Annotated in this window: 19 protein-coding genes; 5 read left to right on the top strand and 14 right to left on the bottom strand. The window is 60.6% G+C overall.

What is annotated here, in order from left to right:
* Positions 1 to 6: 6 nt before the first annotated feature.
* The 7 genes from ACYZUC_RS25660 to ACYZUC_RS25690 form a co-directional block, all read right to left on the bottom strand.
* Positions 7 to 627 carry a DUF1120 domain-containing protein gene (locus ACYZUC_RS25660; protein ID WP_461991195.1) on the bottom strand — a complete coding sequence of 207 codons (621 nt, stop codon included), beginning with the start codon at positions 625 to 627 and terminating at the stop codon, positions 7 to 9.
* 79 nt (positions 628 to 706) lie between these two features.
* A complete protein-coding gene (locus ACYZUC_RS25665) occupies positions 707 to 1,324 on the bottom strand; it encodes a DUF1120 domain-containing protein (protein ID WP_461991197.1) in 618 nt (205 codons plus the stop codon).
* Between the two features lie 83 nt (positions 1,325 to 1,407).
* Positions 1,408 to 2,550 (bottom strand): DUF1120 domain-containing protein, encoded by a 1,143-nt coding sequence (locus ACYZUC_RS25670; RefSeq protein ID WP_461991199.1) that lies wholly within the window; start codon positions 2,548 to 2,550, stop codon positions 1,408 to 1,410.
* A gap of 10 nt (positions 2,551 to 2,560) precedes the next feature.
* On the bottom strand, positions 2,561 to 5,017 hold the full coding sequence (locus ACYZUC_RS25675; protein WP_461991201.1) for a fimbria/pilus outer membrane usher protein: 2,457 nt from the start codon (positions 5,015 to 5,017) through the stop codon (positions 2,561 to 2,563).
* Positions 5,018 to 5,134: 117 nt separating this feature from the next.
* Positions 5,135 to 5,851, bottom strand: a complete 717-nt coding sequence (locus tag ACYZUC_RS25680) for a fimbria/pilus chaperone family protein (RefSeq protein ID WP_461991203.1) — start codon at positions 5,849 to 5,851, stop codon at positions 5,135 to 5,137.
* A gap of 50 nt (positions 5,852 to 5,901) precedes the next feature.
* Positions 5,902 to 6,522 (bottom strand): DUF1120 domain-containing protein, encoded by a 621-nt coding sequence (locus tag ACYZUC_RS25685; RefSeq protein ID WP_461991205.1) that lies wholly within the window; start codon positions 6,520 to 6,522, stop codon positions 5,902 to 5,904.
* A 66-nt stretch (positions 6,523 to 6,588) separates the two neighbouring features.
* On the bottom strand, positions 6,589 to 7,215 hold the full coding sequence (locus tag ACYZUC_RS25690) for a DUF1120 domain-containing protein (protein WP_461991207.1): 627 nt from the start codon (positions 7,213 to 7,215) through the stop codon (positions 6,589 to 6,591).
* Positions 7,216 to 7,567: 352 nt separating this feature from the next.
* Here ACYZUC_RS25690 and ACYZUC_RS25695 point away from each other — a divergent pair, with 352 nt between their 5' ends.
* From ACYZUC_RS25695 to ACYZUC_RS25710, 4 genes are all read left to right on the top strand, one after another.
* Positions 7,568 to 8,200 (top strand): response regulator, encoded by a 633-nt coding sequence (locus tag ACYZUC_RS25695; RefSeq protein WP_461991209.1) that lies wholly within the window; start codon positions 7,568 to 7,570, stop codon positions 8,198 to 8,200.
* A 114-nt stretch (positions 8,201 to 8,314) separates the two neighbouring features.
* Entirely contained in the window at positions 8,315 to 8,785 is a 471-nt protein-coding gene (locus ACYZUC_RS25700; RefSeq protein ID WP_461991211.1) for a nuclear transport factor 2 family protein, read from the top strand.
* Between the two features lie 40 nt (positions 8,786 to 8,825).
* Complete coding sequence (locus tag ACYZUC_RS25705; protein WP_008042467.1) at positions 8,826 to 9,146, top strand: GIY-YIG nuclease family protein; 321 nt, start codon at positions 8,826 to 8,828, stop codon at positions 9,144 to 9,146.
* Between the two features lie 88 nt (positions 9,147 to 9,234).
* Complete coding sequence (locus ACYZUC_RS25710) at positions 9,235 to 10,170, top strand: glutathione S-transferase family protein (protein WP_461991213.1); 936 nt, start codon at positions 9,235 to 9,237, stop codon at positions 10,168 to 10,170.
* A gap of 167 nt (positions 10,171 to 10,337) precedes the next feature.
* On the opposite strand, the gene ACYZUC_RS25715 is transcribed toward ACYZUC_RS25710, so the two are convergent.
* The gene (locus ACYZUC_RS25715; RefSeq protein WP_461991215.1) at positions 10,338 to 10,688 is read right to left on the bottom strand and encodes a glutaredoxin family protein; all 351 of its coding nucleotides are present in this window, start codon (positions 10,686 to 10,688) and stop codon (positions 10,338 to 10,340) included.
* Entirely contained in the window at positions 10,688 to 11,692 is a 1,005-nt protein-coding gene (gene yejK, locus ACYZUC_RS25720) for a nucleoid-associated protein YejK (protein WP_461991216.1), read from the bottom strand. The genes ACYZUC_RS25715 and yejK overlap by 1 nt, the downstream gene beginning before the upstream one ends.
* A gap of 406 nt (positions 11,693 to 12,098) precedes the next feature.
* Here yejK and ACYZUC_RS25725 point away from each other — a divergent pair, with 406 nt between their 5' ends.
* Positions 12,099 to 12,380, top strand: a complete 282-nt coding sequence (locus ACYZUC_RS25725; RefSeq protein WP_007905514.1) for an HU family DNA-binding protein — start codon at positions 12,099 to 12,101, stop codon at positions 12,378 to 12,380.
* Positions 12,381 to 12,592: 212 nt separating this feature from the next.
* On the opposite strand, the gene rlmF is transcribed toward ACYZUC_RS25725, so the two are convergent.
* From rlmF to ACYZUC_RS25750, 5 genes are all read right to left on the bottom strand, one after another.
* Positions 12,593 to 13,615, bottom strand: coding sequence for a 23S rRNA (adenine(1618)-N(6))-methyltransferase RlmF (gene rlmF, locus ACYZUC_RS25730; RefSeq protein ID WP_461991218.1), 1,023 nt, complete (start codon positions 13,613 to 13,615; stop codon positions 12,593 to 12,595).
* A gap of 246 nt (positions 13,616 to 13,861) precedes the next feature.
* Positions 13,862 to 16,708, bottom strand: a complete 2,847-nt coding sequence (locus ACYZUC_RS25735; RefSeq protein WP_461991220.1) for a valine--tRNA ligase — start codon at positions 16,706 to 16,708, stop codon at positions 13,862 to 13,864.
* Positions 16,709 to 16,926: 218 nt separating this feature from the next.
* On the bottom strand, positions 16,927 to 17,316 hold the full coding sequence (locus ACYZUC_RS25740) for a DNA polymerase III subunit chi (protein WP_461991222.1): 390 nt from the start codon (positions 17,314 to 17,316) through the stop codon (positions 16,927 to 16,929).
* Between the two features lie 8 nt (positions 17,317 to 17,324).
* The gene (locus ACYZUC_RS25745; protein ID WP_008026678.1) at positions 17,325 to 17,753 is read right to left on the bottom strand and encodes a DNA polymerase III subunit chi; all 429 of its coding nucleotides are present in this window, start codon (positions 17,751 to 17,753) and stop codon (positions 17,325 to 17,327) included.
* Positions 17,754 to 17,813: 60 nt separating this feature from the next.
* Positions 17,814 to 19,304, bottom strand: coding sequence for a leucyl aminopeptidase (locus tag ACYZUC_RS25750; protein ID WP_461991224.1), 1,491 nt, complete (start codon positions 19,302 to 19,304; stop codon positions 17,814 to 17,816).
* Positions 19,305 to 19,601: the final 297 nt, after the last annotated feature.

Raw genomic sequence — 19,601 nt, forward strand, 5'->3', positions numbered from 1 at the left:
ACGGAGTTATGGGTAGGCGATGGTGAGGGTGACCGAGCCGTCGAGAGCGACTTCGTTGGTCAGGTCCAGTGAGTCGGCGCGGGCAATTGCGGTGCTTACCCTAAGGTCTGCCTGCAGATCCTTGACGGCAATCGGCGTGTTCGGGCCCCCTACAGCACCGAACGCCGAAAGGATTCCATGGTTCAAATCAGTGCCCCTGTTCCAGGTACCGCCATTGTTACTGGACCACAACGGCTGCACAGCAACACCATCCGCCATGGGGGTCATGAGTCGCGCTGTGAAACCGCCAAGCTTCTGATCACCATTGATAAAGCCAAGGCCGAAATCGTTGGGACCAGTAACCGTGCCGAGTTTGTTGTCGGTTGGTAACAGCCTGAATGCGGTCGCTGCGTCACAGTTCACGGCTAGCTGCAATGTTTCGAGAGGTAGGAACGTGTTCTTGTCCAGATTCAGGTCTTTGGCTGAAAGCTTGCCATGATCAACAATCCCGCCACCGGAAAGCGTCGGGGTGCAAGCATTCGGGGTAATAAGGCCTGTGACCGTCAGGTCCGTTGACGAGGCGGCGAAGGTGAGCGGCGAAGTCAGGACGATAAGCGCCATCGTCAGAGCGTGTGGAATTGTTTTCATGGGACAGGTTTCGCTTTGTGTGGTTAGCGGAATCAGTCCTTGCCCGAAGCGTGACCTCGGGCAAGGTCGGGCTTCGGTGTTAGTAGAGAATTTCCAGGGTTGCCAAGCCGTCCAGAGCGACCTCGTTGGTCAAGTCAAGGGCGTCGGCACGGGCAATGTAGGTGTCGACCTTCAAGTCCGTGAGTAAATCCTTGATGGCTATCGGAGTGGTTGTGCCTAGTGCTCCGTAGGAGGAAACGCCGAGAGCGTCGATCTGGGCAGATCTGAACCAGGTGCTGCCGTTATCGCGCGAGTGCAAGGGGACGACACTCACACCATCCGCCATTGGCGCTATCGATCGTAGCTCGGAGTACCCAAGTTTCTGATCGGTATTAATAAAGCCCAGACCGAACCCATTACCGTCCGTTGACGAAGCCGCACGGTGATCGATCCCGCGCAGCTTGAACGTTGTCGCGGCATCGCAATTCACTGCTAGCTGCAATGTTTGGGAAGGCAGTGGTGTTTCTCTGTCCGGACGTAGATCCTTGGCTGAAAACTTGCCGTGATCGACGATCCCACCACCGGACAGCGTCGGCGTGCATGCGTTCGGGGTGATAAGGCCCGTCACCGTCAAATCAGTGCTCGAAGCCGCCAGTGCAAAAGGTGCAACGCTAATCAGCGCAATGGCGGAGAGTGCTGCAAAGTACTTTTTAATCATTTCTTACTCACTTCTATGGTTATTGTCCTGACTGCCCCGAGGCGCTCAAACGCACCCCGGATCCAGCAGGATCGGGTTGGGTGTTACAGGTAAATAATCTCGATCGTCCCCGCGCCATCGAGCTCGATGGCGGTGCTCAAATCCAGGCTGTTGGTGGGGGCGATGACCGCGTCGACGGTCACCGTGGCGCTGAGGTTCTGGATCAGTACCGGGCCGGCGCTGCTGCCGGCGTTGTCGGTGAACGCCAGGTATCGGGTCTGGCCGATGGGGATCGGGTTGGCGCTGCCGGTGCTCCAGGCCGTGCCGGCGGTGCTGGAGTCGGTTCGATAGAGGCGGGCGAAACCGTCGGCATTGGCGTCAACCGGGTCCACGTTCAGTGAATACTGGCCAATCTTGTTGCCGCGACTGTCCTTGCCCAGGCCGTAGTAAAACTCGCTGTTGAGCGTCGCCGAGCCTGAGCGGTTGTCATGCATGATCAGGGCGAAGGAGGCCGGCGCGTCGCAGCCGACCATCAGCGTCAACGATCTGGGCGGCAGGCGCGTGTCCTTGTCGGCGTTGAGGTCTTTTTTCGACAGGGTGCCGAAGTCGACCACGCCGCCGTTGGACAACACCGGCTCGCAGGCCGCCGGGGCGAAGCGGGCGCGCAAGGTCGCCTCGCGGGTGCGTCCGGCGCCGATGGCATCGAACACCCCAAACGCTTCCCAGATCACCGCGTCACGCACCTGCATGCCTTGCTCTTGAACCCAGGCGGTCAGTTCAAGCTGCGCCGAGAAACTGCGGCCCTGTACCGGCACGCCGGCCTGCACCGGCACGATCCCGTGTTCCGGTCGCCAGATCAGGTTTGATGCCGTTTTGCTCGGCGGCTGACCGGCTCCGGCAATCAAGCCGATCTCCACCGACTGGCCGTCTAATACGGCGTCGCGAATGCGTACCTGATAAGTGCCGCGTTCGGCAAAGTGAAAGCGTTCGGCGGTCGCGGCCATCGCCCGGTAGAACAGGCTCATGTCGATGGGCTGCGCACAGCTCAGGGTCAGGCTGAGCGGGCGCTCGCCGAGGTGTCGTTCCGCTGCCGCATCGGGGCGGATCGCACGGTTCATCAAGCCGTAATCGAGCACCGGCTGGCTCAGGTTGAACTGACAGTCATCGGTGGACGCCGAGGCCAGTGGCGTGAGTCCGCTCAGTGCCAGGGGCGTGAGGGTCAGCAGCAAATAGCGTGACAGGTTCATGAAGTCATCCTCAGAGGGCTCGGCACTTGGCGGGGGCGGTTTCGTAGTACGCGTTGGCGTCGGCGTCGGCGGGCAGTTCGAAGCGCAGTTCGCAGCGTTCCAGCCCCGGCGCGCTGATCCACAGCGCTCGGCGGTCGAGGACGTTGGGCAAAAACACCAGGCCACCGTCCTGCACCAGGGTCACGAACTCGCCATCCTCGGTGTTCACGGAGGCACCGCGCGGCAAGGGCGCGCCGTTGGCGGTGGTGGCCTTGAGCAAGGCTCGACGGGTCATCGTGATGCCGAATTCAACGGTGTCGACGGCGCCGCGACCGGCCGAAATCACCGCCAGCCCGTTGTGGATGTCGGCGTTGCGCGGCAGGGTTTTGGTGTCGACTTCCACCGGGCTGCGGCCGTACGCGGCCACTTGCGGGATCACCGCCTGACCTTGCCAGTCGGTCCACACCGGACCACTGGGCGTCGACACTTTGATCGAACCCATGTCGCCCACCGACAGCAGCGCAAAGGTGTCGCTCACCGGGTACGGCGACAGCGTCACGCCACCGCCGTGCAACACCGCGCCGCCGCGAGCGCTGGCCTGATAACTGGAGCGTTCGTCGTCGGCGCGGGTGTAGTTGAGGTCGAGTTGGGCGTAGCGCGGCAGCAGTGAAACGCCGGCCGTGGATTGCACCTGTTTGTCGCGTGTGTCGTGTTCGACGCCGACCCGGTAACCCAGTTGATCGTTGACCCGCTCACTCAAGCCCACGCCGCTGCGGTATTCACCGGCGGAACTGCGCACCCAGGTGCGCGCCCGGCGGTTCTCGCCCAGCGGAATGCTGAGGTTCAGGTAAACGCTGTCATCGTTGCGGCTGGCGCCGCTGACCTGCCATTCGGCGGTCGCCGAGACCGACACGCCAGCGATGCTGGTGCCCCAAGAGGCGAGGGCGCGGCTGCTGCTTTGGCCGTCGAACGAACTGGAGCGGCTGAAGCCGCTGCTGAAGGCGCCGAGCCATGGATGCGACCACGACAGGGCTGCGCTCTGCTGATCGCGGTAACGGGAGTTGCTGTTGTCGGACGTGTTGTCGAACACCGCCTCTTCGAGTTCCCGGTAGCCGAGGGTTCGGTAAGAACTGCCGGCATTGAGCGCCCACTGCTCGTTCAACCGGTGCGAGACGCTCAGGTCCGCCTGAAGTCCCTGACTGGCTTGTCTGCCGCTGGCGTGCGCGCCGGTCAGCGTGGCTTGCACTTGAGTGGCGGGCGAGGGCAACAGGCCGACGCTGGCGCCTGTCGCGCGATAGTCGGCGGCGCCGGTCAGGCCGGCGCTGAGCAACACTTGCGGGGTGAGCGCACCGCTCCAGCCGCCGCTGATCACCCAAGGATCGCCCGCTTGCGCATCACCGACACTGCGCACCTGACCGGCCCCCAGCGAGTAACCAGGCGCTGGCAAACTGACTCCCAGCATCGCGGCCTGCACGGTAAAACTGCGCTCGCTGCCATCGGCCTCCTTGATCGTGACTTCCACGTCGGAACGCGTGTTGAGCCGCCGCACATTGGTGAGCGCGAACGGGCCGGCGGGCACCACCGTGGAATGGATCAGCGAACCGTTCTGGCGAACCTCGATCTGCGCCTGACTGTTGGCGATCCCTTCAATGACCGCGCTTTGCCCTTCGACCTGCAGCGCTTGCTCGTTCAGCACTTGCACGCCGGTGATCTGCGCACCGGCGAGCACCGGGTTGTAGAGGTTGATCTGACCCGCCTGCAGCACCGCTTCCTGACTGGCGAAAGTGCGCTGGGCGTAGGCCGCAATGTGCGTGGTGCGGGAGATGTCGTCCTGCCAGGTCTGTACCTGACGGCTGCGCACGATCCAGTCACCGGCATTGAAACCGAGTTCGGTGTTGGCCGAGGCGTAGCGGCTCGAACTGTCCCCTGAACGGCTATGCAAACCGGTGACGTCGTAGTTGATCAAACCGGCAATGCCCCCGGTTTGATAACCGGAAAAATCCCGGGCCGTGGGGCGTATCGCGTCGGTGGGCACGATCAACGACAGGGCAAGGTTCGCGGGGTCCGGTTCGATGACGGCCTGCGGCGCGCTGCCAAGAAAATCGTGGCACTGACCATCGTCCAGCGTAAGCGCGGGCACCGTAAGGTTCGCCGCATCAAGCAGCGCACGATCGAAGCACAACGCCCCTTCGCGATTGAACGTGACGTCGACCCGGCCATGGCGCTGACCGTTGACCGTCAGCGTGACCGGGTGCCGGCCGGCCGTGAACTGCGGCGCCTGCATCAGCAACGTCGCCAGCGCCGGATCGATGCCGCGCTGCAGCAACGTGTCCTTGTCGAACGACGCCTCACCGTGGGCGTCGAGCACCATCAGCGCGTTGCTCAGCAGCAATGCCGCAGTGGTTCGCCGCCGCCATGGATGAGGGCGAGCGACGGCCCGAATAACGGGCACGGCTTCGCCATCACGGTAAATCGATACTGTGTTCATCGGGTTCACTTGGGTTATTGCGGCGTGCGGTTACAGGCACGCCTGTGGCAACGACCAGATGGCCGTCGCCTTGAAACATGGGCGCTCATCCGTCCGTGATGATGCCGTCAGGGTGGTTCAGGACTGGATGGGCGCCTCGTAATGCGGCACCGCAAAACCGTAGACCGTTGCCGGTTGAAAGCGCACCTGCGTGGCGGCGCCTTCGGGCACCTTGATGCTGATGTGCTCACCGGGCAACACGTAGGTTTTCGGCAACATCGCGTTGCCCGCCGCTGGCAACAATTGCACTTCCTGGCCCAGGCGGACCACATAAGGCGTGTCGTTGCGCACGGTCAGTTGGCCGTCCTTCAGCGACCATTGCAGGTCGGTCCACGGCGTGCGATTGGGCGCCAGGCCTTTGGGGTGCAGGATCACCGGCAAGTTCTGGCGCACCGTCACGCCGACACGTGCCTGACCCGCCTCGGCGGGGGCTTTGCCCTGGGGGATGCCTTCAAAGATCACCCGCTTCAAACGCTGAGTGAGCAGGGGTTTTTCTGATTGCAGAATGAACCGCACCAATTGGGTTTTGCCCGCTTCGACGCGCGCCAGCGGCGGCGTCACGAACACCAGCGATTCGCTGTCCTCGGCAATGTCTTCAAGGGTGACGTGCATCAACGCCAGGTTGGCATCGGTGTTGGTCACGGACACGGACGCTTCGCCGTCGGCCTCGTTGACGATGACCACGGAAGTGTTCGGCACCATGCCGTCGGCCTGAGCGTGTGCGCTCAGCAGCAGGGCAAATGCACCGAGGCCGGAATGGAACAGATGACGGGTGACTCTGGAAAACATCGTCATGACGTGTCTCGTTGAATATTCGAAAAAATGGAGCCGGGAACACCGACCTATCAATAGTTCAGCTGCACCGTGACGTGCCCGTCGATGGGGATTTCGTCGGTCAGCGTCAAGTCGTTCGTGCGAACGATGGTGGTAAACGCTGTGAGCCGCGCACGCAGATCCTTGATGGCGATCGGTGTGCTCAAGTCGGTCAACGCCGCGAACGCGGTGCGGCCGGCGTGCCCCAGGTAGGAAGACACTCGCCAGGTGGCTCCGTCGTTGAGAGAGATGATGGTTCTCACCGCCGCCCCATCGGCCACCGCATCGAACAGGCCGAACGCAACGCTGCCCAGGTTCTGGTCGTCGTTGACGACGCCCAGCCCGTGGCTGTTGGGGTGAAAGGCAGAAGAGCCTTCGCGGTTGTCGATCGTCGTCAGGGTAAATGGCGTGGCGCCATCGCAATTCACATCCAGGTACAGCGTGCCGTTTTTCAGGGCTGTAGGCTGGTCCGGTTTCAGGTCTTTCACTGTCACTTTGCCGTGGTCGACGATGCCGCCACCGGACAGGCTAGGTGTGCAGGCGTTGGGGGTGATCAGGCCGGTGACACTCAGGTCGGCGCTGCTGGCGGCGAAGGTCATGGGAGCGCAAGCGATCAACAGGGGCGTCAATAGAGCGAGGGAGCATCTTTCCATGATGGGTCGTCCTTTGAGTGAGCGGGCAACGCTACGGGGCTGGCGTTGCCCGTTGATGACGGAGGGTTACAAGTACTCGATCTGGAGCGTTGCGGAACCGTCGAGTGTGACTTCGTCGGTGAGGGTCAGGCTGTTGGCGGGAGCGATTCGGGCATTTACCGCAATATCTACCGTGACGTTTTGGAGGAAGTCAGGTGTCCAAGCGCTGCCGGTGCGGTTGCCAAACGCGACCCACTGGTTTGGTGGAACTGAATCGCCATCAATTAAATCGGACCAAGTGTCGCCCTTATTTGGTGACCACAAAGCTTTCACCGGGATGTCGGCGACCGGGTTTAAAAACTCGATGTCGTACCCGCCTAATTTCTCATTCACGTTGATCATGCCCAAGCCGAAGCTACCACCGTTTGCTGTGTTCGTTCGGTTGTCGGAGGGAATGATCGCAAACGGTGTTGCTGCATCGCAGTTCACTGTGAGCTGAATGGTCTCGCGTCCGAGTGGTGTGTGGGCGGTCGGATTCAGGTCTTTCGCGGATCTTTTTCCGTAATCGACGACACCACCGTTGGCCAGGCTCGGTGTGCAGGCCGTAGGCGTGATAATGCCCGTTACGGTCAGATCAGTACTGGACGCCGCGAACGCCGACGAGGCACCGGTCAGCAGCAAAGCGGCAGTCAGAAGTGATAAACGCTTGTTCATGTGTGGCTCTTCCTTGATGAACGATTGTTGGGAGTTGCCCTGTACGGACAGGGCGCAATCTATCGATCGAAGCAGCCAGGCGGAATGCAACTAATACGAAAACGAACAGCCCGGTGTATGAAAGCGTGTTGCGGGCTACAAATCGCCCTCCTGCATCGCGTTGTCTGTAGTCCTTCTGTGTGGCCGATGTAGCTTGCAAACGTAGGGCGGTTCTTTTTGTTTTATAGGAGAAAGAACACCCCCCCGATTACATTGGGCGAAGTAGTTTTACGGTCGGGAACGGGCGTTGTGGTAGGAACAGGACGGCGCTATTTTTCGCGCATTCCAGTCACCAAACAGGATAAATCCGACAATGCGCGTAATCATTGCTGACGACCATCCGGTCGTTCGTATCGGCTTGCGGATGCTCGTCGATCTGAACCGGACATGTGTGGTGGTGGGGGAGGCCGATGGTCCCGACAGCCTGTTGAGCCTGCTGTGCAAGACGCCTTGTGATCTGTTGATCACCGACTTTTGCATGCCGGGCAACTTGCAGGCCGACGGGCTGAAGATGCTGAGCCGGGTGCGACGTGGCTACCCGACGATGCCGATCATTCTGGTCACGATGTTTGCCAACGTCACCACGCTGAGGGCTGCGTTCGCACAAGGCGTGGTGGCGATCATCGCCAAAGGCGCGTCGGCGAAGGAGTTGCCGATGGCGATAAAATCCGTGTCTGAAGGACGACGTTACATCAGCGAGTCGTTGCGCACGGCGCTGCTTCAGGCCGAGGCGCGGGCCCGGTCGAGTTGCGCTGCACTGTCAGCAAAAGAGCACGAAGTGGTCAGAATGCTCGCCAGCGGAATGACCGTCAGTGAAATCGCCGGCCACTTCAAACGCAGCGTTTCGACCATCAGCAAACAGAAAAACATGGCCATGCAGCGGCTGGGCATTTCCACGGATGTGGACCTGTTTTCGTATGCTCGTGAGAGTGGCATGGTGCATTAGGCTTCGGCACAACTGAGGGTATTCCCACCACGAATGCCGGTAGTGTTTCGAACATTAGTTGACTATCGTGCAGGCAATTCTACGAAACCAGTTTTCAAACCAGGGAGCTTGCCCATGAGTGATGCCCACAACGCTTTGATCACCCGGTTCTATGAGGCCTTCCAGCGCCTGGATGCCGAGGCCATGAGCGCCTGCTACACCGACGACGTGGTGTTCAGCGATCCGGCATTTGGCGAATTGCGCGGGCGCGACGCGGGTGACATGTGGCGCATGCTCACCACCCGGGCCAAGGATTTTTCCCTGACCTTCGATAACGTGCGCAGCGATGAAAGCAGTGGCGGCGCGCATTGGGTGGCGACGTACCTGTTCAGTCAGACCGGCAATACCGTGGTCAACGATATTCAGGCCCGTTTTGTGTTTCGCGACGGCAAGATCTGCGAGCACCACGACCGTTTTGATCTGTGGACCTGGTCGCGTCAGGCGCTGGGGTTCAAGGGCCTGCTGCTGGGCTGGACGCCACTGGTGAGAAACGCCGTTCGCGCTCAGGCCTTGAAGGGGCTGAAGGCATTTCAGGCCAGTCGCTGATAAGATCGCGGCTTGTTTCCTCTCAAGCCCTGATCGTCACGTGAACACGCCGAGCGAACCCGCCGCCATTGCCGCCGAACCGACGCTGCCCGTCAGCAAACCCTGGTTCGTCTACCTCGTTCGCGCGGCCAACGGTTCGCTCTACTGCGGGATCAGCGACGATCCCGTCCGCCGCTTCGCCACTCACCAGAGCGGCAAAGGCGCGCGGTTCTTCCTTTCCAGCCCGGCGGTGGCCTTGGTCTACACCGAAGTCTGCCGCGACAAAAGCGAAGCGCTGCGTCAGGAGCGGCTGATCAAAAAACTCAAGAAAAGCGCCAAGGAATGTCTGGTAGCGACCTTTGCTGCGGGCTTATCAATCTGATTGATCAGTTGCCATCAGGCAGATCTGTAGGCTGCTTGCGGATTGCGCGCTAAGCTGCGGATTCATTATCCGTGCGGCGGAGCCGAGCATGTCCGAGTTGATTCTTCATCATTACCCGACGTCCCCTTTCGCCGAAAAGGCCCGCCTGCTGCTGGGCTTCAAGGGACTGTCCTGGCGCTCGGTGAAGATCTCGCCGGTGATGCCAAAACCCGATCTGACGGCTTTGACCGGTGGCTATCGCAAGACGCCGGTGTTGCAGATTGGTGCGGATGTTTATTGCGACACGTCGCTGATCGCCCGTCGACTGGAGCAGGAAAAAGCCTTGCCGGCGTTCTTCCCGGAAGGTCAGGAAATGATTGCCGCGAGCTTCGCTGCCTGGGCGGATTCGGTGGTGTTCCAGCATGCCGTAAGCCTGGTGTTTCAGCCTGCGTCGGTCGCGGTGCGTTTCGGCCATTTGCCGCCGGAAGCAATCAAGGCGTTCCTCGCCGATCGCGCCAGTTTTTTCAGCGGTGGCAGTGCGACAAAGTTGTCGGCCGAACAGGCGCGGCATCAATGGCCAACGATCATGACGCGTCTGGAGCAACAGCTGCAGCGCGAGCAGGGCGACTTTCTGTTCGGTGAACCGTCGATTGCCGACTTCGCCCTGGCTCATTCGCTGTGGTTCTTGAAAGCGACACCGGTGACTGCGCCGCTGGTCGATGCGTACCCGGCGGTTGCCGCGTGGCATGCACGGGTCTTGGGTTTCGGGCATGGTGCGTTCAGCGAGATGACATCCGAGGACGCGCTGGCGGTGGCGCGTAATGCCACGCCTGCCGCGTTGCCGGATGAGCAGTTCGAAGAGCCGAACGGGTTTGAGATGGGGCAGCAGGTGGTTATTACAGCAACCGATTACGGTGTTGATCCGGTGGCCGGTGAGTTGCTGTTTGCCGGGCGTGAGGAATTGATTCTGCGCCGTGAAGACGAACGTGGCGGGGTGGTGCATGTGCACTTTCCGCGGTTCGGGTTTCGGATCGAAAAACGCTGACCGACCCCGCTCCGGAGACCTGCCACGGTTCCCGGAAACGATACAATCCCCGTAGGAGCGAGCGGTGCGGCGACCCGACTTGCCCGCGAAGAACGATGACGCGGTACAACAGTTACATCGCATTATCGTTCTTCGCGGGCAAGCCTCGCTCCTACAGAGGAATGCATTCATTTCAATGCAGAGAGAATCGCATCCGGGTCATACCCGCGAATCAGCGTTCCGTTGACGTCGATGATCGGAATCCCGCCACCACCCAACGCTTCATAAGTCTTGCGCGCCTCGGCGTCCTTCTCGATGTCGAATTCCTTGTACGGAATGCCTTTCTGATCGAGAAACCGTCGGGTCAGTTTGCAGTAACCACACCACTCAGTGGCGTAGAGCACGACGTTAGCCTTGGCCTGAGTCTGTTCCGACACCACCTGCGAGGGGTTGAACACCCGCTCGATCTTGCCCCAGTTCTGATAAACCATGACCACCAGCAGTATCAGCAGGAATTTCTTCAGCACGCTGCCTAGCATCAGTTGCGTCGCTTGAGCTGGTCAGTCAGCTGAGTCGGCAGGCCTTTGATGATCAGCGTGCCGGCTTCTTCGTCGTATTCGATCTTCGAGCCCAGCAGGTGCGCTTCGAAGCTGATCGACAGACCTTCGGCGCGACCGGTGAAGCGGCGGAACTGGTTCAGGGTGCGTTTATCCGCCGGAATCTCTGGCGAAAGCCCGTAGTCCTTGTTGCGAATGTGATCGTAAAAGGCTTTCGGACGCTCTTCGTCGATCAGTTCGGAGAGTTCTTCCAGGCCCATTGGCTCGCCGAGTTTGGCCTGGCTGCTGGCGTAATCCACCAGGGTCTTGGTTTTTTCGCGGGCGGACTCTTCGGGCAAGTCTTCGCTTTCCACGAAGTCGCTGAACGCTTTGAGCAACGTGCGGGTTTCACCCGGGCCGTCGACGCCTTCCTGGCAGCCGATGAAGTCGCGGAAATACTCCGAAACCTTTTTGCCGTTCTTGCCTTTGATGAACGAAATGTACTGCTTGGACTGTTTGTTGTTCTGCCACTCGGAGACGTTGATTCGCGCCGCCAGGTGCAACTGGCCCAGATCGAGGTGGCGGGACGGGGTCACGTCCAGCTGATCGGTCACGGCAACGCCTTCACTGTGGTGCAGCAGCGCGATCGCCAGGTAATCGGTCATGGCCTGCTGGTAATGCGCAAACAGCACGTGGCCGCCCACCGAGAGGTTCGACTCTTCCATCAGCTTCTGCAGATGCTCGACCGCCACACGGCTGAACGCGGTGAAGTCCTTGCCGCCGTCGAGGTATTCCTTCAGCCAGCCGCTGAGCGGGTGCGCCCCGGATTCGGCATGGAAGAAACCCCAGGCCTTGCCTTGTTTGGCGTTGTAGCTCTCGTTGAGGTCGGCAAGCATGTTCTCGATGGCGCTCGATTCCGCCAGTTCAGAGTCGCGGGCGTGGAGAACTGCGGGCGTGCCGTCGGGTTTTTTGTCGATCAGGTGGACGATGCAATGACGGATCGGCATGGGCTTCTCGGCTGTTTGATACGGCTGGTTGGAGAGAGCAGGGCAGGCTCCCAAAAAAGTGCCAAGTGTACCGCAACCACTGGTTTTGGCGCGGTGCGAAGGGCAATTCGTAGCCGACCGACGGCCCTTATGCAGTTTTTTCCTGTTTTAGAGCAATAAAGCTGACCAAATGGGTAGCAAGAGGCGGATATTTCCCCGTCTCTGTGCTAGTTTTGCCCCGTCTTACGCGAAGTCACTGCGTTAAGCGTGCATTCAGCATTTGTCAGGTCGAACCAAACCCTGATTTCGGTATCTATAACCCCGATCCCGTGGTTATTGGCCGAGGGTGCCAGATCCAGAAGATCGGGCTCGATGGCTGACACTGCACTCTGCAATCCATATGAATTTGATAGGGAAGGAACACTACATGGCTCTTACTAAAGACCAACTGATCGCCGACATCGCTGAAGCTATCGACGCGCCAAAAACCACCGCGCGTAACGCTCTGGACCAACTGGGCCAAATCGTTGCCGATCAGCTGGAAAACGGCGGCGAAATCACTCTGCCAGGTATCGGCAAGCTGAAAGTGACTGAGCGTCCTGCCCGTACCGGCCGTAACCCTTCGACTGGCGCTGCCATCGAAATCGCTGCCAAGAAAGTTATCAAGCTGGTTGTGGCCAAAGGCCTGACCGACGCTGTTAACAAGTAAGACGCAGTAAAAAAAACCGTGCTCCGGAGTGATCCGGGCACGGTTTTTTTGTGCCTGTGATTTGGCGATTGTTCGCCAACACCGCAAAACCAATTGTAGGAGCGAGACCGGCTTGCCGGCGAAAGCGGTCTGACATCCAGCATCGATGTCGCCTGACACGGCCCCTTCGCGAGCAGGCTCGCTCCTACAGTTGATCTGCGTTGGTCAGTTACTCAGCTTTTTTTAACCCAACGCTCGCGCCAGACCTGCTGTTCGCTCTTGGTCTGGAAGGTCCACGCGACGAAGCGGCTTTGCTTCTGCCCTTGGGACATTTCCACGACCTGGCTTTCCAGAACCCCGGCCTTTTTCAGCGCCGTCTGGATCGAAGGCAAGTTTGAGGCTTTCGAGACCAGGGTGCTGAACCACAGCACTTTGTGTTGAAAATGCGCGCTCTCGGCGATCAGTTGCGTCACAAAACGTGCTTCGCCACCTTCACACCACAATTCGGCCGACTGGCCGCCGAAGTTCAGCACCGGCAGTTTGCGTTTCGGGTCGGCGCGGCCCAAGGCGCGCCATTTGCGCTCGCTGCCTTTGGTCGCTTCGTCCATCGAAGCATGGAACGGCGGGTTGCACATGGTCAGGTCGAAGCGTTCGCCGGGTTCGAGCAAGCCCAGCAGAATGTGCTTGGGATTAGTCTGCTGGCGCAACTGGATGGCCTTGTTCAGGCCGTTGGACTGGACGATGGCTTTGGCGGCGGCCACGGCCGTCGGGTCGATTTCCGAACCGAGGAAGTGCCAGCGGTAGTCGCTGTAGCCGATCAGCGGGTAGACGCAGTTGGCGCCCATGCCGATGTCGAGCACCTTGACCGGCGCGCCACGCGGGATTTCGCCGTCATTGACGCTGGCCAGCAGGTCGGCCAGGAAGTGCACGTAGTCAGCACGGCCCGGCACTGGCGGGCAGAGGTAATCGGCCGGAATGTCCCAATGGGCGATGCCATAGAACGATTTCAGCAGCGCCCGGTTGAACACCCGCACCGCGTCCGGGCTGGCGAAGTCGATGCTTTCCTTGCCGTACGGGTTGATGATCACGAACTTCGCCAGTTCCGGCGTGGTTTTGATCAGCGCCGGGAAGTCGTAACGACCCTGATGGCGGTTGCGCGGGTGCAGGCTGGCCTTTTCACGCGGTTCCACGGCTTTGGCCGGGGTGGCGGGGTCAGGCTTCTTGCGCGCAGGGCGGGGTGTGCGGGGGGCGGTCATGGGCGTTGTCGATTCGGGTATGGCTGAAAGTGGCGGGTATTGTCCCACAGTCAATGGTCTGACGGGGGACCTGTAGGAGCGGTGCTTGCCCGCGAAGGCCGCGACACGGTCAATCAGATACACCGCGTTATCGTTCTTCGCGGGCAAGTCGGGTCGCCGCATCGCTCGCTCCTACAGAAAGCAAAAAGTGGCGGGCACAAAAAAGGGAGGCCGTTGCGGGCCTCCCTTTTTCATTGCGATTTGCCGTTACAGGCTGGCAATCCGCGCATGCTGCTCGGCCAGTTTGCCCAAAGCCTGTTCGGCTTCAGCCAGTTTGGCGCGTTCCTTCTCGATGACTTCGGCCGGAGCCTTGTCGACGAAACCGGCGTTGGACAGCTTGCCGCCCACGCGCTGGACTTCGCCCTGCAGACGCAGGATTTCCTTGTCCAGACGCGCCAGTTCAGCGTCCTTGTCGATCAGGCCGGCCATCGGCACCAACACTTCCATCTCACCCACCAGCGCGGTGGCGGACAGCGGTGCTTCTTCGCCGGCAGCCAACACGGTGATCGATTCGAGACGAGCCAGTTTCTTCAACAAGGCTTCGTTCTCGGTGAGACGACGCTGGTCTTCGGCGCTGACGTTTTTCAGGAAAATGTTCAGCGGCTTGCCCGGACCGATGTTCATCTCGCCACGGATGTTGCGCGTGCCGAGCATCAGTTCCTTGAGCCACTCGATGTCATTCTCGGCCGCCGGATCGATGCGCTCTTCATTGGCCACTGGCCAAGGTTGCAGCATGATCGTCTTGCCTTCGATACCGGCCAGCGGCGCGATGCGCTGCCAGATTTCTTCGGTGATGAACGGCATGAACGGGTGCGCCAGGCGCAACGCAACTTCCAGTACGCGCACCAGCGTGCGACGGGTGCCGCGCTGGCGCTCGACCGGTGCGTTTTCGTCCCACAGCACAGGCTTGGACAGTTCCAGGTACCAGTCGCAATACTGGTTCCAGATGAACTCGTACAAGGCTTGTGCCGCGAGGTCGAAGCGGAACTGGTCGAGTTGACGGGTCACTTCGGCTTCGGTGCGTTGCAGCTGCGAGATGATCCAGCGATCCGCCAGCGAAAGTTCGTAGGCTTCGCCGTTCTGGCCGCAGTCTTCGCCCTTGTCCAGCACGTAGCGCGCGGCGTTCCAGATCTTGTTGCAGAAGTTGCGATAGCCTTCGACGCGGCCCATGTCGAACTTGATGTCGCGACCGGTGGACGCCAGCGAGCAGAAGGTGAAGCGCAGGGCGTCGGTGCCGTAGCTGGCGATGCCGTCGGCGAACTCGTCGCGGGTCTGCTTCTCGATCTTCTTCGCCAGTTTCGGCTGCATCATGCCGGAGGTGCGTTTCTGCACCAGGTCTTCCAGCTCGATACCGTCGATGATGTCCAGCGGGTCCAGGACGTTGCCCTTGGACTTGGACATCTTCTGGCCCTGTCCATCGCGGACCAGACCGTGAACATAAACGGTCTTGAACGGAACCTGCGGCGTGCCGTCTTCGTTTTTCACCAGGTGCATGGTGAGCATGATCATCCGGGCAACCCAGAAGAAAATGATGTCGAAACCGGTCACCAACACGTCGGTGGAGTGGAATTTCTTCAGGAATTCGGTCTGCTCAGGCCAGCCGAGCGTCGAGAATGTCCACAGGCCCGAACTGAACCATGTGTCGAGAACGTCGTTGTCCTGTTGCAGCGCAACGTCCGGACCGAGGTTGTGCTTGGCACGCACTTCGGCTTCGTCGCGACCGACGTAGACTTTGCCCGACTCGTCGTACCAGGCCGGAATCCGGTGGCCCCACCACAGTTGACGGCTGATGCACCAATCCTGGATGTCGCGCATCCACGAGAAGTACATGTTTTCGTACTGTTTAGGCACGAACTGGATACGGCCGTCTTCAACAGCAGCAATCGCCGGTTCAGCCAAAGGCTTGGTGGACACGTACCACTGGTCGGTCAGCCACGGCTCGATGATGGTGCCGGAACGGTCGCCTTTCGGCACTTTCAACGCGTGATCGTTGACGCTGACCAACAGGTCGGCAGCGTCGAACGCAGCAACGATTTGTTTGCGCGCTTCGAAGCGGTCGAGGCCGACATATTCAGCCGGGATCTTGCCGTCGATGCTTTCGTTCAGCGTGCCGTCGAGGTTGAACACCTGGCAGGCCGGCAGTACGGCAGCATTCTTGTCGAAGATGTTCAGCAGCGGCAGGTTGTGGCGCTTGCCGACTTCGTAGTCGTTGAAATCGTGGGCCGGGGTGATTTTCACGCAACCGGTGCCGAATTCAGGGTCGCAGTAATCGTCGGCGATGATCGGGATGCGGCGGCCGACCAGCGGCAGCTCGACAAATTTGCCGATCAGGGCTTTGTAGCGTTCATCGTTCGGGTTAACCGCGACGGCGGAGTCGCCGAGCATGGTTTCCGGGCGAGTGGTCGCGACGATCAGGTAATCATTGCCTTCAGCAGTCTTGGCACCGTCGGCCAGCGGGTATTTCAGGTTCCACAGGAAGCCTTTCTCGTCGTGGTTTTCCACTTCGAGGTCGGAAATCGCCGTGTGCAACTTGGTGTCCCAGTTGACCAGACGCTTGCCGCGATAGATCAGGCCGTCTTCGTGCAGGCGCACGAACGCTTCTTTCACCGCTTCCGAGAGACCGTCGTCCATGGTGAAGCGCTCGCGGCCCCAGTCCACGGACGAGCCGAGACGGCGGATCTGACGGCTGATGTTGCCGCCGGACTGATCCTTCCATTCCCAGACTTTCTCGAGGAACTTCTCACGGCCCAGGTCGTGGCGATTCTGGCCCTGGGCTTCGAGTTGGCGTTCCACCAGCATTTGCGTGGCGATACCGGCGTGGTCGGTGCCCGGCTGCCACAGGGTGTTGCGACCCTGCATGCGGCGGAAACGGATCAGGGCGTCCATGATCGCGTTGTTGAAGCCGTGACCCATGTGCAGGCTGCCGGTGACGTTCGGCGGCGGGATCATGATGGTGTAGGACTCGCCCGCGCCTTGCGGGGCGAAGTAATTCTCAGACTCCCAGGTGTTGTACCAGGAAGTTTCAATGGCGTGCGGCTGGTAGGTCTTATCCATGCGCGGCGGGACCCTATTGGCATTAATTCAGGAAAAGCCGACGAGTATAGCGGGGCAGCATGGATAGGGCGAGCAGGTGCAGACAGGGCGCAGTGTTAAAAACCGCGCATACCCTTGTAGGAGCGAGGCTTGCCCGCGAAGAGGCCATCATGTCCAGCATTGATGGCGGCAGACACACCGCCTTCGCGGGCAAGCCTCGCTCCTACAGGGGGGGAGGTTCAGTCGTTGTACTGGCTCAATAACCGCTCAAGGCGCGCGCTGAGGCGGCGTTTGATTTCGGTTTCGATGTGCGGGGCGAAGTCGTCGATCACGTCTTGCATGATCAATTGCGCGGCGGCACGCAGTTCGCTGTCCAGGTGCAGCAGGTCATCGGGACCTTTGGTTGCGGCGGGTGCCGGTTGCGCGGCAGCGGCGACTGGCGTCGGTGCGACGGTGGGCTGACTGGCGCTGACCGTGTCGAACAACATCGGAATCTGTTCCTGCTCTCCGTCCTCGACCGTGTCGGTCAGCAGCGGTGGTTGCAGGTTGTCATCGCCGAGCAATTGGCGGATCGACTCAAGGTCGTCCAGCAGGTGCGCGGACTTTTGCAGCGGTTTTGGAGTGTCCATCGGAATGCTCAGAGTCGCTGTAAACGGTGATCTTGCAGAGGATAGCCCTGTTCGCGGTAGAAACGGAAACTCTCCCGCGCAGCCGTGCGTATCGCCGGATCCTCCACCACGACTTCCGCCACCCGGGCGAATTTGTTGGCAAAGGCCGGGACTTTCAGGTCGAGATTGACCAGCAAATCCTGATGTTGACCGCAGTCATCGCCAAGACCCAGCACAATCAAACCGTCCGGCTCGCTTTCGGCGGGACCGTGGGGCACGAAGCTTTCGCCCTTGAAGGCCCACAGGCGCGCATCGAGATCGTCACGCTGGGCGGCATCGCTGCAATGCAGGTAGATGCGATGGCCCATGCGCCAGGCTTTATCGGTGAGCTTGCAGGCGAAATCCAGCCGTGCCGAAGGATCAGCGCTGGGCAGGATATAGAAGTCGACTTTGGTCATTGCGGTTCCTGAGCCCCAGGCGGCGTCGCCCGAAAGCAACGCCGCCCGAGGTCATCGGTTTCAGGCTTTGGCGCGGTCCAGCAGGTACTGGGTCAGCAATGGAACCGGACGGCCAGTGGCGCCCTTGTCCTTGCCGCCGCTGGTCCAGGCGGTGCCGGCGATGTCCAGGTGCGCCCAGTTCAGGTTCTTGGTGAAGCGCGACAGGAAGCAGGCAGCGGTGATGGTGCCGGCTTTCGGGCCGCCAATGTTGGCGATGTCGGCGAACGGGCTGTCCAGTTGCTCCTGATACTCGTCGAACAACGGCAGTTGCCAGGCGCGGTCGTCAGCCGATTGGCCGGCGCTCAGCAGTTGGCCGATCAGTTCGTCGTTGTTGCCCAGCAGGCCGGAGGTGTGCGCACCCAATGCTACGACGCAAGCGCCGGTCAGGGTTGCGATGTCGATCACGGCTTGCGGCTTGAAGCGCTCGGAGTAGGTCAGGGCATCGCACAGCACCAGACGGCCTTCGGCGTCGGTGTTGAGGATTTCCACGGTCTGGCCGCTCATGGTGGTGACGATGTCGCCCGGACGCGAAGCGTTGCCGCTCGGCATGTTTTCGGCGCAGGCGAGGATGCACACCAGGTTGATCGGCAGCTTCAGTTCGAGCACGGCGCGCAGGGTGCCGAAGACGCTGGCAGCGCCGCCCATGTCGTACTTCATTTCATCCATGCCGGCGCCCGGCTTCAGGCTGATGCCGCCGGTGTCGAAGGTGATGCCCTTGCCGACCAGTGCGTACGGCTTCTCGGATTTCTTGCCGCCGTTGTATTGCATGACGATCAGGCGCGGCGGCTGGGCGCTGCCCTGGCCGACGGCGTAGAACGAGCCCATGCCCAGTTCCTTGATTTTCTTCTCGTCAAGGACTTCGACTTTCAGGCTTTTGAATTCTTTACCGAGGTTTTTCGCTTGTTCGCCGAGGAACGTCGGGTGGCAGATGTTCGGCGGCAGGTTGCCCAGGTCGCGGGTGAACGCCATGCCGTTGGCGATCGCGGTGGCGTGGGCCACGGCGCGCTCGACTTCAGCCTGGGCCGCCTTGATGGTCACCAGGGTGACTTTCTTCAGGGCGCGAGGTTCGGCTTTCTGGCTCTTGAACTGATCGAAGGTGTATTCGCCGTCCACCAGGGTTTCGGCCAGCAGGCGGGTTTTGCCGTAGCTGTCGCGACCCTTGACGATCACTTCGTCAAGCGCCAGCACAGCATCGCTGCCGCCCAGGCCTTTAAGGGTGTTGAGGACGCCGGCGATGATTTTACGGAACGGGCGGTCACCCAGTTCTTCGTCCTTGCCCACGCCGACCAGCAACACGCGCTCGGCCTTGAGGTTCGGCAGGCTGTGCAGCAACAGGCTCTGGCCAACCTTGCCGGCCAGGTCGCCACGCTTGAGCACAGCGCTGATCGCGCCGCCGCTCAGCTCGTCGAGTTGTTTGGCAACGGCGCCGAGCTTGCGGCCTTCGCCGACGGCGACCACCAGGGTGGAGGTTTTCAACGTTTCTGGGTTAACGCTTTTTACAACCAGTTCCATGTCCGGGTCCCTGAATGATGGGTCAACACGCAAGTGCTCGACGACAGACGTTCGAGCCTGCTTATTTATAGAGTGAAAGACGCAAGTCACGGCTTGCGACAAAGGCCGCAGTTTGAACCTCGCTACCGGCGCCTGACAACCCTCGGTTGTACGATCTTCTGCGCTTTGGCCGCCTGCGTAACCATGCGCAGTGACAGGCGCGTCCAATCACAGGATAATGCGCCAACTTTTTTCGGCAGCTCTGTCTTGCGGGCTGCCTGATACGTTTGCTTGTTTGGCCGCCTTAGCCTGACAACC

The sequence above is a fragment of the Pseudomonas sp. GT1P32 genome (genome assembly GCF_054897805.1).